11 protein-coding genes and 1 pseudogene are annotated in these 14,585 nt (G+C 62.1%); 10 read left to right on the top strand and 2 right to left on the bottom strand.

Going from position 1 to position 14,585, the window contains the following annotated elements; translation table 11 throughout:
- Both HX846_RS05270 and HX846_RS05265 read left to right on the top strand, forming a co-directional pair.
- Nucleotides 1-617, top strand: a pseudogene (locus HX846_RS05270) (PLP-dependent aminotransferase family protein); the annotation flags it as partial.
- A gap of 83 nt (nt 618-700) precedes the next feature.
- Entirely contained in the window at nt 701-1,102 is a 402-nt protein-coding gene (locus HX846_RS05265) for a cupin domain-containing protein (protein WP_178965070.1), read from the top strand.
- A gap of 73 nt (nt 1,103-1,175) precedes the next feature.
- Here HX846_RS05265 and HX846_RS05260 read toward each other — a convergent pair whose 3' ends face one another.
- On the bottom strand, nt 1,176-1,805 hold the full coding sequence (locus HX846_RS05260; protein WP_178965069.1) for a DNA-3-methyladenine glycosylase I: 630 nt from the start codon (nt 1,803-1,805) through the stop codon (nt 1,176-1,178).
- A 232-nt stretch (nt 1,806-2,037) separates the two neighbouring features.
- On the opposite strand from HX846_RS05260, the gene HX846_RS05255 reads away from it, so the two are divergent.
- From HX846_RS05255 to HX846_RS05245, 3 genes are all read left to right on the top strand, one after another.
- Nucleotides 2,038-3,348, top strand: a complete 1,311-nt coding sequence (locus HX846_RS05255) for a C4-dicarboxylate transporter DctA (RefSeq protein WP_008433031.1) — start codon at nt 2,038-2,040, stop codon at nt 3,346-3,348.
- A gap of 145 nt (nt 3,349-3,493) precedes the next feature.
- On the top strand, nt 3,494-4,198 hold the full coding sequence (locus tag HX846_RS05250) for a FadR/GntR family transcriptional regulator (RefSeq protein ID WP_003212959.1): 705 nt from the start codon (nt 3,494-3,496) through the stop codon (nt 4,196-4,198).
- 17 nt (nt 4,199-4,215) lie between these two features.
- Nucleotides 4,216-4,902 carry a GntR family transcriptional regulator gene (locus tag HX846_RS05245; protein WP_102369279.1) on the top strand — a complete coding sequence of 229 codons (687 nt, stop codon included), beginning with the start codon at nt 4,216-4,218 and terminating at the stop codon, nt 4,900-4,902.
- Nucleotides 4,903-5,098: 196 nt separating this feature from the next.
- Here HX846_RS05245 and HX846_RS05240 read toward each other — a convergent pair whose 3' ends face one another.
- A complete protein-coding gene (locus HX846_RS05240) occupies nt 5,099-9,958 on the bottom strand; it encodes an NAD-glutamate dehydrogenase (protein ID WP_102604668.1) in 4,860 nt (1,619 codons plus the stop codon).
- 468 nt (nt 9,959-10,426) lie between these two features.
- Between HX846_RS05240 and HX846_RS05235 the strand changes: the two genes are divergently transcribed.
- The 5 genes from HX846_RS05235 to tssK all read left to right on the top strand — a co-directional run.
- Nucleotides 10,427-10,783, top strand: a complete 357-nt coding sequence (locus HX846_RS05235; protein ID WP_178965068.1) for a hypothetical protein — start codon at nt 10,427-10,429, stop codon at nt 10,781-10,783.
- Between the two features lie 310 nt (nt 10,784-11,093).
- A complete protein-coding gene (locus HX846_RS05230; RefSeq protein WP_003218556.1) occupies nt 11,094-12,053 on the top strand; it encodes a MoxR family ATPase in 960 nt (319 codons plus the stop codon).
- A gap of 5 nt (nt 12,054-12,058) precedes the next feature.
- Nucleotides 12,059-13,354 (top strand): type VI secretion system-associated FHA domain protein TagH, encoded by a 1,296-nt coding sequence (gene tagH / locus HX846_RS39235; protein ID WP_218645389.1) that lies wholly within the window; start codon nt 12,059-12,061, stop codon nt 13,352-13,354.
- A gap of 52 nt (nt 13,355-13,406) precedes the next feature.
- Nucleotides 13,407-13,913: a type VI secretion system lipoprotein TssJ gene (gene tssJ / locus HX846_RS05220; RefSeq protein ID WP_003213332.1), complete on the top strand. Its 507-nt coding sequence runs from the start codon at nt 13,407-13,409 to the stop codon at nt 13,911-13,913.
- 14 nt (nt 13,914-13,927) lie between these two features.
- Nucleotides 13,928-14,585: type VI secretion system baseplate subunit TssK (gene tssK, locus HX846_RS05215; protein WP_178965067.1), on the top strand; the 658-nt coding region annotated here is incomplete at its 3' end.

The raw sequence follows: 14,585 nt of genomic DNA, 5'->3' as shown, positions 1-14,585 counted from the left end.
TGCTGGCACGTGCGCTGGCGTTGGGCGCCATCGTGATCGAGGATGACTACGACAGCGAATTCCGCTACGAGGGCCGCCCCACCGACTCCCTGCAAAGCATGGACACCCGCGGCGTGGTCGCCTACGTCGGGACCTTCTCGAAAACCCTGCTGCCGGAGTTGCGCCTGGGCTACACGGTGTTGCCGCCGGCGATTTTCGGCGCGGTGCTCAAGGCCAAGCAACTCACCGACCAGCACAGCTCCACCCTGCCGCAATGGGCCCTGGCCAAGTTCATCAGCGAAGGCTACCTGCTCAAGCACATTCGGCGCTGCCATGGGGTATATGCCGGGCGCCGGGAACGGATTCTGCAGCGCCTGGCGGGGGACCTCTCGCCGTGGTTCGACGTGGTGCCCACCGTGGCCGGGTTCCATCTGGCCGCACTGTGCAAGGTGCCGGTGAATATTCCGCAGCTCACCCAATTGGCACGGGAGGCTGACGTGGGGCTCTATCCGCTGAGCGTGTTTTTCCACGACACACCGGTACGCGAGGGACTGAAGATCGGGTTTGGCGCGATCGAAACCCTGGACATTGACCCGGCGCTGGACGTGGTGCGGGATATCCTGCGACAGATTGGCTGAGGGAATTTCCGCCGGATTGGCTATTGGTCAAATCCGGATCGGGGCCTAGGGTGAACGGGTCTCGACTCACTCGGAGCCTCACCATGAAAGTACTGCTCGGCACCACCCTGCTGCTGGCCTCGTTAAGCGCCTTTGCCCACGACCCGGTGTACAACCAGGAAAAGATCAACGTGTTGCAGGAACACGCCCTGGCCAACGTCCCCGGCAAGAAAACCGTGATGCTCACCGTGGACTATGCGCCGGGCCAGGCCACCGTGCCCCATAGCCACACCGGCACGGCCGTGGCCTATGTGCTGGAAGGTGCAATTACCTCGCGGGTCAACGATGAGAAGGCGATCACCTACAAGGTCGGCCAATCGTTCTATGAACCTGCCGGCTCGCGGCACTTTGAATCCAGCAATGCCAGCCAGACCGAACCGGCGAAACTGCTGGTAGTGATGGTGATGGATGACAAGGCCGACGTGCTCACGCCGCTGCCCCACTAACCCGCGCCACCGAACCCTCCTGTGGGAGCTGGCTTGCCGGCTCCCACAGTTTTAACCGCGCACAGTCAGTGGCTCAGGGTCGTTTGAAGTGGTGGCGCAGGTGTTCGATTCGAGACCGGCAGGTACAGCCTTCAAGGTGGTCGTTGACCATGCCCATCGCCTGCATGAACGCATACATCGTGGTCGGGCCCACATAGCTCCAGCCACGTTTCTTCAGGGCCTTGGACAAACGTGTTGACGCGGCTGACGTGGGGTTGGCCGTCCAGTACGCCATGTCCACCACCGCCGGGCGCTCATCGGCGGCCGGTTCAAACGACCACAGCCACGCCGCCAGCGAACCGGTCTCATCCACCAGCTCACAGGCGCGCCGGGCGTTGTTGATGGTGGACACGATCTTGGCGCGATTGCGCACGATACCCGGGTCGGCCATCAATCGCTCGATGTCCTGCTCGGTGTACCGCGCCACCCGGCGAAAATCAAAGCCCTCGAACGCCCGGCGAAACGCCTCGCGCTTGCGCAGGATGGTGATCCACGCCATGCCGGCCTGAAAACCTTCCAGGCAAATCTTCTCGTACAGCGCAATGTCATCGGCCACCGGCACGCCCCATTCGTGGTCGTGGTAATCCGGGTACTCCGGCGCCGCCGTGCGCCACGTACAGCTGGTGACGCCCGCCGCGTCCGTGATCAATCCTGGAATATCCATAACTCACCCTGTGAACCAAGCCCGGGATGATAAGCGAAAAAAATTCCGGGCCGCCAACCGCTCAAGTACGAACCTTGCGGACCAACTGGTCAGACCGGGACCTGCCATCCGCGTAATATTTACTTGCGACTTGAAAAAAACCGAGCGTAGACTGGCCCCGCACTGGACATACCGGTCAGACCACAACAATTAAGCCCTGGACCCACCAGGGCACCGAATAGAGATCCTTCCCATGCTCAGATGGTGCTCGCGTTCGATTTTCCTGCAAGTCGTGATTGGCCTGGTGATCGGCATAATCTGCGGCCTCGCCCTCCCTGAATTCTCCTCGCAACTCAAACCCCTGGGTGACGGCTTCATCAAGCTGATCAAAATGCTGATTGGCCTGATCGTCTTCTGCGTGGTGGTCAGCGGTATTTCCGGCGCCGGCGACTTGAAGAAAGTCGGGCGCATCGGCCTCAAGTCGGTGATCTACTTCGAAGCACTGACCACCGTGGCCCTGGTGATCGGCCTGATCATGGCCTTCAGCACCGGGATCGGCACCGGCGCCAATATCCACCTGGAGCAACTGTCGTCTGCCGGCCTGAATGAACTGGCAGACCGTGGCCAACACATCAAGGGCACCAGCCAGTTCCTGATGGACCTGATCCCCAACTCGGTGATCGGCGCCTTCGCGGATAACAACGTGCTGCAAGTGCTGTTGTTTTCCGTGTTGTTCGGCAGCGCGCTGAACCTGGTGGGCGAAGCCGCTTCCGGCATCTCTCGGTTGATCAACGAGCTGAGCCACGTGATCTTCCGCATCATGGGCATGATCGTGCGCCTGGCGCCCATCGGCGTGTTCGGCGCCATCGCCTTCACCACCAGCACCTACGGCCTGGATTCCCTGCAACACCTGGGCAGCCTGGTGGGCCTGTTCTACCTTACGTGCTTCCTGTTCGTCGCGGTGATTCTGGGGCTGGTGATGCGCCTGTCGGGCCTGCGGATGATGCCGCTGCTCAAGTACCTGCGGGAAGAACTGTTGATCGTGATGGGCACCGCGTCCTCCGATGCCGTGTTGCCACAGATCATGCGTAAACTGGAACACCTTGGCATTGGCAGCTCCACCGTGGGCCTGGTGATTCCGACCGGGTACTCGTTCAACCTCGACGGTTTTTCGATCTACCTGACCCTGGCCATCGTGTTTATCGCCAATGCCACCGGCACACCGCTGTCGATGACCGACCTGCTGACCATCCTGCTGGTGTCGCTGATCACCTCCAAGGGCGCCCACGGGATTCCGGGTTCGGCACTGGTGATTCTGGCGGCGACACTCACCGCAATCCCGGCGATTCCGGTGGTGGGCCTGGTGCTGGTGCTGGCGGTGGACTGGTTCATGGGCATTGGCCGGGCGCTGACCAACCTGATCGGCAACTGCGTCGCCACCGTGGCCATCGCCCGCTGGGAAAAAGACATCGATATCCAGCGCGCCAACAAGGTGCTGGACGGTCAACAAGGGTATGCCTTCCAGGCCAAGAAACCGGTGCTGCCCGCCCACCAAGAGTTCTGATGAGACAGACTCACCCCCTGTGGCGAGGGAGCTTGCTCCCGCTGGGGCGCGAAGCGGCCCCAAAAAATGGGCCTGCTGCGCAGTCCAGCGGGAGCAAGCTCCCTCGCCACACAAAGCAGACAGTTCAATTTAAAGGGAGCCACACGTGATTACCTCGTCAACCGTCGTCAATTCAGTGGTAGAAAAACTGCGCGCCGCCCTGGCGAGGGGTCAGTGGCGGCGCGGCGAGATGCTGCCCGGCCAGCGTGAACTGGCCGAGCAAATGGGCATCAGCCGCCCGAGCCTGCGCGAAGCGGTGATCGTGCTGGAAACCCTCGGCCTGGTACGCTCCATGCCCGGCAAGGGCGTGGTGGTGCTGGAAACCACCCTCAGCGAATCCCAGGCCCAGGACAGCGGCGTGGCGGACGCCAGCCTCGAAGACATCCTGCAACTGCGCTACACCCTCGAGCCCTTTATCGTAGGTTTAGTGGCGCAATCCATCAGCAGCAAGGAAGTCGGGCAACTGCGCCTGACCCTGATGGACATGCGCGAAGCCCTCGACGCCGGCGACAGCGAAGCCGGGATGAACGCCTACATCGCGTTCCACGAAGAACTGTTCGCCCTGACCTCCAACCCGATCTTCCAGAACGTGGTGCAACAAACCAGCAACGCCCTCAAGCAAAGCGCCCAGGTGCTGCGCAACTCCCCCGAACACCTGGCGGAACGCTTGCAGGAAAACGACGCCGTGGTGCGGGCGATCCGCAACAAGAACAGCGCCCTGGCCAGCGCCGAAATGCGCCGGCATATCCTGCAGGAAGGCTTGCGCATGGGCATTCGCTTGAACATCCCGGATGACCATCTGGGTAGCTGACTTCCAGGAGACCGCGCATGACCGCTCACGCCCTGCACACCCCTTTCCCCTTTACGCCGTTGCGCCTGGTGGGCAAGCCGAAACTCTCGGTGGACGACATCTACCCGGCACTGTTCGACGCCATTCTTGAGCAACGCATCGCCCCCGCCAGCCGTTTTACCGAGGAGAGCCTCGGGCAAAGTTTTGGCGTCAGCCGCAGCGTGATTCGCCGGGTGCTGGCGCGGCTGTCGCACCAGCAAGTGATCATCCTGCGGCCCAACCACCGCGCCCAGGTGGCGGCACCGGATGCACAACAGACCCAGCAGATTCTCGAGGCGCGGCGCCTGACGGAAATCACCGTGGTGCAGTTGGCGTGTGCCCAGGCGAAACCGGCGCAGATCCGCCAACTGCGGGAGTTGATCGCACGGGAGCGCGACTGCATCGAGCGTGACGAACGTGGCCCGGCGATTCGGCTCTCCGGGGAGTTTCACCTGCAACTGGCAGCCATCGCCGGGAATGCACCGTTGGCACAGTTTCTCAACAGCCTGGTGCCGCTGACCTCATTGGCGATTGCGCAGTTTGAGGCCAAGGCTTGCACGTATTGCGCATGGCAGGAACATAGGGCAATTGTGGATGCGGTGGAGCATGGCGATGCCGGCAAAGCCGTCAACTTGATGACCCGGCATCTGGATCATCTGGAAGCCAAGCTACTACGCAGCAATTGATCACACTGTTTTAACCTGTGGCGAGGGAGCTTGCTCCCGCTGGGACGCGCAGCGGCCCCAAAAACGGGACTGCTGCGCAGCCCAACGGGAGCAAGCTCCCTCGCCACAAGTTGAGATAACACGCCGATAATCAAATGCAAAAAAGCCCGATATCTTTCGATACCGGGCTTTTGGTTTTACCGCTCAATCAAGCCAGTTACAGCACCGATTGACCGCTCATCGCCAGGTCCAGCAACTCACGGTTGGCTACCGCGTACATGGCGTAGTCCGTGCCGACTGCAGCACGAATCTCTACCATCATGGTGCGCCAGCGATCAGCCATGTCCTGGTGCTGCTCAAGCCACAGGGCCACGCGGGCTTCCATGTCTTCTGGCGCATCGGCCATTTGCAGTACGGAAATGGTGATCGCCCGTTGCTGCCAATCCACGTCATCGCGGAAGGCTTCGCGGGCCTGGGCCTGCCAGTTGTTGCCCACGGGCAGGCTGCTGATCTGCTGCAGGTACCACGGCAAGTCCAGGGCGCTGCCGACGGCGAAGTAAGCCTTCGCGACGTCTGCCGCACTTTGGCCTGTCACGTCGGCGGCTTCGATGATTGGCAGCAGGGTGTACAGGTGGGTAGTGCCTGCAACCATGCGCGCCAACAACTCCGGCACACCGGCTTCGACGTAAGCCTGGTAACGGTTCTGCCAACCTTCGCGGGTCGGGCCTTCCAGCAGTTCGTCGAGCTTGAGGCCCAGCGCGGCAAGGTGCGGACCGAAGTGCGCAACATCACGCCCGGCATCCTGTTCGTTGCGACGGCTGCGCAGGAACCAGCGCGTGGCACGGCGGCCCAGGCGCATCAGCTCGTCCATCAGCTCCAGTTGCACGTCGGCCGAGACCTGGTGGTCCAGGGCTTCGATCTGACGGAACCAGTGCGGGAGGTGGAAGATGTCACGCACGATCACGTAGGCGCCCGCCACGTTCGCCGGGCTCATGCCGGTGGACTCTTTGAGGCGCTGAACGAAGGTGATGCCCATGTGGTTGACCAGGTCGTTGGCGATCTGGGTGCTGACGATCTCGCGCTTCAGACGGTGGCGACGCATGGCTTCGGAGAACTTCGCCACCAGGCTCGGCGGGAAAGCGGTCTCCATGTCACGGGTCAGGTAGTCGTCATCCGGCACCAGGGATTTGAGCAACGCTTCCTTGAGGTCGATCTTGCTGTAGGAGATCAGTACCGACAGCTCCGGACGGGTCAGGCCCTTGCCCGCAGCGGCGCGCTCGTTGAGCTGCTCCTCGGTCGGCAGGTACTCGATGGCGCGGTCCAGCTTGCCACGGCCTTCCAGGTCGCTCATCAGGCGCTTGTACTCGGCCACGCGCTCGAAGGCTTTGCGGGCAGCCAGGGACAGGGCCTGGGTTTGCTTGTAGTTGTTGCCCAACACCAGGCTGCCGACTTCGTCGGTCATGCTCGCCAGCAACTGGTTGCGCTGCTTGTCGGTCATGTCACCGGCCTGCACCACTTCGTTGAGCAGGATCTTGATGTTCACTTCGTGGTCGGAGCAGTCCACACCACCGGCGTTGTCGATGAAGTCAGTGTTGGAACCGCCGCCATTGAGGCCGAATTCCACACGACCCAGCTGGGTCATGCCGAGGTTACCGCCCTCGCCCACCACCTTGCAGCGCAGCTCGTTGCCATTGACGCGCAGGGCGTCGTTGGCCTTGTCGCCCACATCGGCGTGGCTCTCGGTGCTGGCCTTGACGTAGGTGCCGATACCGCCGTTCCACAACAGGTCCACCGGCGCCTTGAGCAAGGCGTTCAGCAGTTCGGTCGGGGTCAGCTTGTCAGCCTGGATGTCGAAGCGTTCTTTCATCTGCGGCGAAATGGCAATGCTCTTCGCGCTGCGCGAGAAGATACCGCCGCCTTCGGACATGATGCTGGTGTCGTAGTCGGTCCAGGCCGAGCGCGGCAGGTCGAACAGGCGCTGACGTTCAGCGAAGCTGTTGGCCGGGTTCGGGTTTGGATCGATGAAGATGTGCAGGTGGTTGAAGGCCGCGACCAGTTGCAGCTTGTCGGACATCAACAGGCCGTTGCCGAACACGTCGCCGGCCATGTCGCCCACGCCCACCACGGTGATGCTGTCTTGCTGGACGTTGATGCCGCGCTCACGGAAATGACGCTGCACCCCCACCCACGCGCCCTTGGCGGTGATGCCCATTTTTTTGTGGTCGTAACCGGCAGAACCACCGGAAGCGAACGCGTCACCCAGCCAGAAACCGTAGTCGATGGCGATGCCGTTGGCGATGTCGGAGAAGGTCGCAGTGCCCTTGTCCGCGGCCACCACCAGGTACGGGTCATCGTTGTCGTGGCGCACCACGTTCAACGGTGGCACCAGGGCGCCGTCTTTCAGGTTGTCGGTAATGTCCAGCAGGCCGGAAATGAAGATGCGGTAGCAGGCGATGCCCTCGGCCGCGATCTCGTCCCGGCTGCCGCCCAACGGCAGGCGACGCGGCAGGAAACCGCCCTTGGCGCCCACCGGCACAATCACCGAGTTCTTCACTTGCTGGGCTTTTACCAGGCCCAGCACTTCGGTACGGAAGTCTTCTTCACGGTCGGACCAGCGCAAGCCGCCGCGAGCGACGTTACCAAAGCGCAGGTGCACGCCTTCAACCCGTGGCGAGTAGACGAAGATTTCAAACTTCGGCACTGGCTTGGGCAGTTCAGGAATCGCGTGCGGGTTGAACTTGAAGCTGAAGTACGACTTGTTCTGGCCGTTGGCGTCAGCCTGGTAGAAGTTGGTCCGCAGGGTGGCCTTGATCAGGTCCAGGTAGCGACGCAGGATGCGGTCTTCGTTGAGCACCTGAACGTCGTCCAGGGCCGTGAGGATCGCTTGTTCCAGGCGTTGCTGCTTGTCTTCGAGGTCTTCGGCGGTGAGCTTGCGCGCCAGGTAGAAACGAGTCTTGAACAACCGGGTCAACTCGCGGGCGATGTCGGTGTGGTTGTTCAGGGTGCTGGCGATGTAACCCAGGTCGAAGCCCAGGCGAATCTGCTTCAGGTAACGGGCGTACGCACGCAGCAGCGCCACGTCGCGCCATGGCAGGCCGGCCGTCAGCACCAGGCGGTTGAACGCATCGTTTTCGGCATCGCCGTGCACGATATGCACGAATGCGTCCTGCAGGGTGTCGTTCAATTGCTGGATATCGAGGTTCACGCCTTCGGCGGCGATGAACGCGAAGTCGTGAATCCAGAACTCGCGGCCATTGGCATGACGCAGGCGGTACGGGAATTCACCCAGGACACGCAGGCCGAGGTTTTCCAGAATCGGCAGCACGTCGGACAGCGCCAGCGGCGTATCGGCGTGATACAGCTTGCAATGCAGCTCGCGCTGGCCGGAAACCTGGCCCAGCGGCTGGTAGAAACTCATCACCAGCGGGTTGGCTTCGGTCAGGCTGAGCAAGTGCTGCATGTCGACCACGGCCGAATGCGCGGCGAAACGCTCACGGTAGCCGGCCGGGAAACCTTTCGGGAAATCAGCCAGCACGTTGGTGCCATGGGCTTCGCCGAAGCTTTCCACCACCAGGCTGGAGTAGTCGTCCTGCCAGCTGCGGCAGGCCTGCACCACTTCTTTTTCCAGTTGCAGCGGGTCGATGTCCAGGCGGTTCTTCGGGTCTACCCGCAGGATCAACTGCACGCGAGCCAGTACGGACTCGGAGAAGAACGTCCAGAACTCGCAGTCCGAGGCTTTCAGGCGATCCATCAGCACTTGCTGGATCTTCTGGCGCACCTCGGTGGAATAGATGTCGCGCGGCACGTAGGCCAGGCAGTAGCAGAAACGGCCGTACGGGTCCTTGCGCAGAAACACGCGGATCTTGTTGCGTTCCTGGATCTGCACGATCGACATCACGGTGCTGAACAGCTCGTCCACCGGGGTCTGGAACAGGTCATCACGGGGCAGCACCTCGACCACCTGGGCCAGTTCCTTGCCCAAGTGCGCCTTGGCCTGGAAGCCCGAGCGACGCTCGATTTCCGTCACCTTGCGACGGATGTAAGGAATCACCCGCACGCTTTCGCCGTACACCGAGGAGGTGTAGAGGCCCATGAAGCGGCATTCCTTGATGACCTTGCCGTCGGCGTCGATCTGGCGGATCGACACGTAGTCCGGGTAGGCCGGGCGGTGCACGCGGCTTGGGTGTGCAGCTTTGGCGAACGACAGCACGGCCGGCTCACGCAGGTAGTTCACCGCGTAGTCTTCGATGCGCAGCTCGTCGGTAGTCAGGCCCGGGCGCAGCAGTTTGGTCAGACCGAGGAACGAGTTGGCGTCATATTCGATATGACCGCCGTCCGCCTCGTCACGTACCACGAACTCTTCGTAGCCGAGGAAGGTGAAGTGGTTGCCCACCAGCCATTCCAGGAAGCTCTTGATCTCGGCTTTTTCTTCGCCGTCGATCACGTACGGGCTGGCGTCGATACCGGCCAGCAGCTCCTGGACCTTGGCTTTCATCGGTTCGAAATCGGCGACTGCAACGCGCACTTCGCCCAGCACCTGCTCAAGTTCCTTGCTCAGGACACTCAGCTCGGCGGCGTTGGCGCAGCGGTCGATTTCCAGGTACATCAGCGATTCTTGCTGAACGTCTTCGCCCTGGGTGCCTTTGGGCAGGATTTCCAGCAGTTCGCCCTTCTTGCCACGACGCACGCTGAGTACGGTGGTTTGCAGGGTGTGGATGCTGTAGCCACGGCGGTTCAGCTCGGTACGCACCGAGTCCACCAGGAATGGCAGGTCGTGGTGCAGCACTTCGACCGCGGTGTGGGTCGATTGCCAGCCATGACGTTCGTAATCGGGGTTGTAGACCCGCACTTGCGGTTGGTTGTGATCAAAGCGCTCAAGCAGGCGCCAGGCAGACAGGGTGCAACCGGCCAGGTCGGACAAGCGACGCTGGGTCAGTTCATCCAGGGAAATGATGCCGAAGAATTGTTCAGCGAACAGCGCCACTTGTGGCAGTGCCTGTTCACTGATGTGCTGCGCCAGTGCCGCTTGCAGTTGGTGCTGGAAGTCGGCTTTGCTGGCTGCGGTGAAGAACGCCATCTGTGGTACTCCGCTTGGGCTTGTTATTGATGGAAGCGTCGCGTGTTATCCCCTTGCGGGGAGACCGTCAGCTCTGTTCGCGGTCTACAGTAACGAATTCAGAGTGACAGGTGGGTGAAGCTGGACAAGACAATGAGGTCACATTCAACTTCCATAAGATGCGCACCTTGCCAGGTGACGGTACGACGGGCAGGTCAGACTCCTGGCGAGGCACATCCGTTGCGCAGCTTAACGAGTGTAGGAAGCAAGCTGCTTGCGACGCTGCGACATATTCGGTCATCGGCACGCTGCCGGCGGGTTGCGACTTGGGCAACCGGGTGTTTTCGGAGAAATCCCGGGGCGCCGAGTACCGGAAATGACTGATATTGCCCGCCAGGTCATGCCACAAGGTCTGACACACGATGCAGCACAAAATTCGCCGCAATGGCACAATTGCCCTGCTTCGCCCTCCCCCAGACAGGATTAACCATGCCATTGCAACTCACTACCGCCCACCTGATCGTCAACCCGTGCGATGACGAAGAAGACAACATGGCCATGCTCTGCTGCCACGGCGACAAGGGCGAGATGTTCATGGTGACCCGTTATCCGGACGAGGACGAGGTGGAAGTCACCTGGGATTACGAGCCGTCGACCCTGGACGGGCTGAAGATCACCCTGAGTGCCACGACACTGTTGGTGGAGATTGGCGCGGCGAATGCCGATGCATTGGGCGGCCACGATCAATTGGCAATCACCCACGGCACCGCCGCGTCGGATCTGGCCGAAGTGGAAGAATCCCTGCAGAACATTCTCAAGGGCACCGGGACCTATATCCGGGCCTAGTTGCCAAATCCGCACAATGTGGCGAGGGAGCTTGCTCCCGCTGGGCTGCGAAGCGGCCCCAATCCAGCCAACTGCGTTCTGCCTGGAAAAACTCGGCAGCCTTGCTGGGGCTGCTGCGCAACCCAGCGGGAGCAAGCTCCCTCGCCACAAAGGCAGGCGCCTATCGGAAAAAACCTCAGACATTTCCCACATTTCCCGAAAAATACCCCCCGCGCCGTTAGTCTCCACCCCCTCCGATGCATTAAAGTAACGCCCCCAGGCCTGGCATTTTTCGCAATGCCGAGTCTCACCTCTCCAGGAACCGTCATCGATGGAACATCGTGAAGCGCTGCTTGCGCTGCGAACCTTTCTTTCAACGCAGATTCTCGGCCAGGAAAAACTCATCGAGCGCTTGCTCATTGCCCTGCTCGCCGATGGCCACATGTTGGTTGAAGGCGCTCCCGGGCTGGCCAAGACCAAGGCCATCAAGGAGCTTGCCGAAGGGATCGAGGCCCAGTTCCATCGCATCCAGTTCACCCCCGACCTGCTGCCCGCCGACATCACCGGCACCGAGATCTATCGCCCGGAAACCGGCAGTTTCGTGTTCCAGCAAGGCCCGATCTTCCACAACCTGGTGCTGGCGGACGAAATCAACCGTGCCCCGGCCAAGGTGCAGTCGGCATTGCTCGAAGCCATGGCCGAGCGCCAGGTCAGCGTGGGGCGCAGCACTTACGAGTTGTCGCCATTGTTCCTGGTGATGGCCACGCAAAACCCGATCGAGCAGGAAGGCACCTACCCGCTGCCCGAAGCCCAGCTCGACCGTTTCCTGATGCACGTGAAAATCGGCTTCCCCGATGCCGCCGTCGAGCGCCGCATCCTGCAGCAGGCCCGTGGCGAAGCCCTCAACGGTGAAACCAAGCCCGAGCGGCGCGTCAGCCAGCAGGCGATCTTCGCCGCGCGCAAGGAAATCCTCGGCCTGTACATGGCCGATGCGGTGGAGGAATACCTGGTGCAACTGGTCATGGCCACTCGCACCCCGGCCAAGTTCGATCCGGAAATGGCCGAATGGATTGCCTATGGCGCCAGCCCTCGTGGCTCGATTGCCCTGGACCGCTGCGCCCGGGCCCACGCCTGGCTAGCCGGCCGCGATTTCGTCAGCCCGGAAGACATCCAGGCGGTGCTGTTCGACGTGCTGCGCCACCGCATCATTCTGTCGTTCGAGGCCGAAGCGGCCGGCATCGACCAGGACCGCGTGGTGCAACGCATTCTCGACGTCGTTGCCGTCGCTTGACGCCTATGAACGCTGGCGATGGAACCCGTGTCACCCTGAGCGAATTGATCGAGATGCGCCATCGCGTCCGAGAAGTGCAGCTGTTTTCCACGCCGAGCCAGCGCAGCCCGCTGATCGGCCTGCACCACTCGAAACTGCGCGGGCGCGGGGTCGACTTCGACCAGGTGCGGGTGTATCAGGCCGGCGACGATGTGCGCACCATCGACTGGCGCGTCACCGCACGCACCCAGGAGCCACACACCAAGCTGTTTCATGAAGAGCGCGAACGGCCGATCTTCATCATGGTGGAGCAAAGCTGCCGCTTGTTTTTCGGCTCGGGGCAGATGTTCAAGTCGGTGCTGGCGGCTCAGGCGGCGAGCCTGATCGGCTGGGCGGCGCTGGGCCATAACGACCGGGTCGGCGGGCTGGTGTTCGGTGACAGCGAGCACTACGAAATCAAACCCCGGCGCAGCAAGCAAAGCCTGCTGCAATTGCTCAACCGGTTGGTACGGGTCAACCAGAGCCTCAACACCGAACGCCGCCCCGAAGCCGACGCCCTCGGCATGGCCTTGCGCCGAGCCCGGGAAGTATTGCGCCCGGGCAGCCTGGTGATTGTGATCTGTGACGAGCGCGCCCTGACCGAAGGCGCCGAGCAACAGCTGAGCCTGTTGTCGCGGCATTGCGACCTGCTGCTGTTACCGGTTTCCGACCCGCTGGACCACGCCCTACCCGCCGCCGGCCTGCTGCGCTTCGCCGAGCGCGGCGCACAGCTGGAGCTGGACACCCTGAATTACAAGGCCCAGGCCGAAGCCCAGATGGAAAGCATCGGCCGCAGTTACCGGCTGATGGTCGAAGGCCTGATCGACGTGTTGCGTGCCCGCAGCAGCCTCAAGGGCGAGTTCCGCATGCAGCAGACGGTGATTCAACCGGTGGAAAACAATCCGTTGAAATTCGCCCCGAATGCCGATGAAGCGCTACTGCTGCTCCTACGCCACAGCAATCAGGCGTTTATGGCACCGGACTTGGCCGTGCGCGACAGTTTCGACGATCTGCGCGCCCACCAACTGGCCGTCATGGCCGGGGTCGAAGCCGCCATCAAGCACCTGCTGACGCGCTTTGAACCGGCGCAGCTCGAAGAGCGCATGGGCAAGCCCGGCGGGCTATCGAGCATTTTCAACGGCTCGCGCCAGGCCCAGTACTGGCAGCAGTTCACCGAGCTCTACAGCAATATTTCCCGCGAGGCCCAGGAAGATTTCCAGGACCTGTTCGGGCGTGAATTCAGCCGTGCCTACGAAGCGCACAGCAGCCGACAGCGTCACTAACAACGCAGTACATGGAACAACGGATAGCTAAGTACGTCATTGAGGACGCAGGATGATTCCCAGGTTTTTACTCGCAGTCGCCACCGCGCTTCTGCTGACGGCGTGTGCCAAGGATGCGGCCAAGCCCGAGGCCGCCGAAGCTGAGGCAGACACCGCCGCCGTCGAGCTGCATTTCCATGCCATCGCCGGGCTCAACCCCGGCGCCAATGGCCAGGCAGCCCCGGTACGGGTGCGGATTTTCGAACTGAAAAACGCCGCCACCTTCAGCCGTTCCGACTACTTCGCCCTGGCCGATCGCGCACAGTCGACCCTCGGCCTCGACCTGCTCGACCAGGACGAAGTGGTGATCCTGCCCGGCCAGCAATTGAGCATCCAGCGCGACCTCGACCCGTCCACCCGCCAGATCGGCCTGCTGGTGGGCTATCGCGAACTGGACCGCGCCGAGTGGCGCACGGTGCTCAACGTGCCGGCACGCCAATACACCGAATACCAGATCAGCCTCGATGTGCATGCCGTGCGTGCCGACGTCGTGGTTCCCCCATCCAGCCCTGCCCAATAAGAATCGGAGCCCCCATGTCCTGGAACAATCGCGTGGTCTGGTCGGAAGGCATGTTCATCGGAACGCAGCACTTCCAGCAGCATGACCGTTACCTGGAAAACCTGATCGATGCGCGCAGCCGCCCGTTGTCGGCGGGGGCCTGGGGCTTTTCCGAACTGTTGATCGACCAGGGCCTGCTGGCCCAGGGCAAGCTGGCGATCGTCTCGGCACGTGGCCTGTTACCGGATGGCACGCCGTTCAATATCCCCCAGGACGACCTGGCGCCGAGCCCGCTGAATATCGACGACAACTTGCGCGATGGCCTGGTGTACCTGGCGTTGCCCCTCAAGCGTGCCGGCGCCCGCGACACCGTCGACGAAGGCGAGGCCCTGGAAGCCGCGCGCTATGTCAGCCAGGTGCGTGAAGTGCGCGACGACAACGCGCCCTTCGAAAACCGTGCGCCGGTGGCGGTCGGCTCCCGCGCCTTGCGCCTGTTGACCGCCCAGGATGGCATCAGCGATTACGCGGCCATTGGCCTGGTGCGCATCAAGGAAAAACGCGCCGACCGCGCCCTGGTGCTGGACGAGAGCTACATCCCGCCGGTCCTCGACGTGACGGCCAGCAAACCGCTGACCGCGTTTCGCAGCGAACTGCTGGGCCTGCTGCACCAGCGCGGCGAAGCGTTGGCCGGGC

The organism is Pseudomonas sp. K5002 (assembly GCF_013386655.1).
Taxonomy (GTDB): domain Bacteria; phylum Pseudomonadota; class Gammaproteobacteria; order Pseudomonadales; family Pseudomonadaceae; genus Aquipseudomonas.
This window is presented reverse-complemented; position numbering and strand designations above follow the sequence as displayed.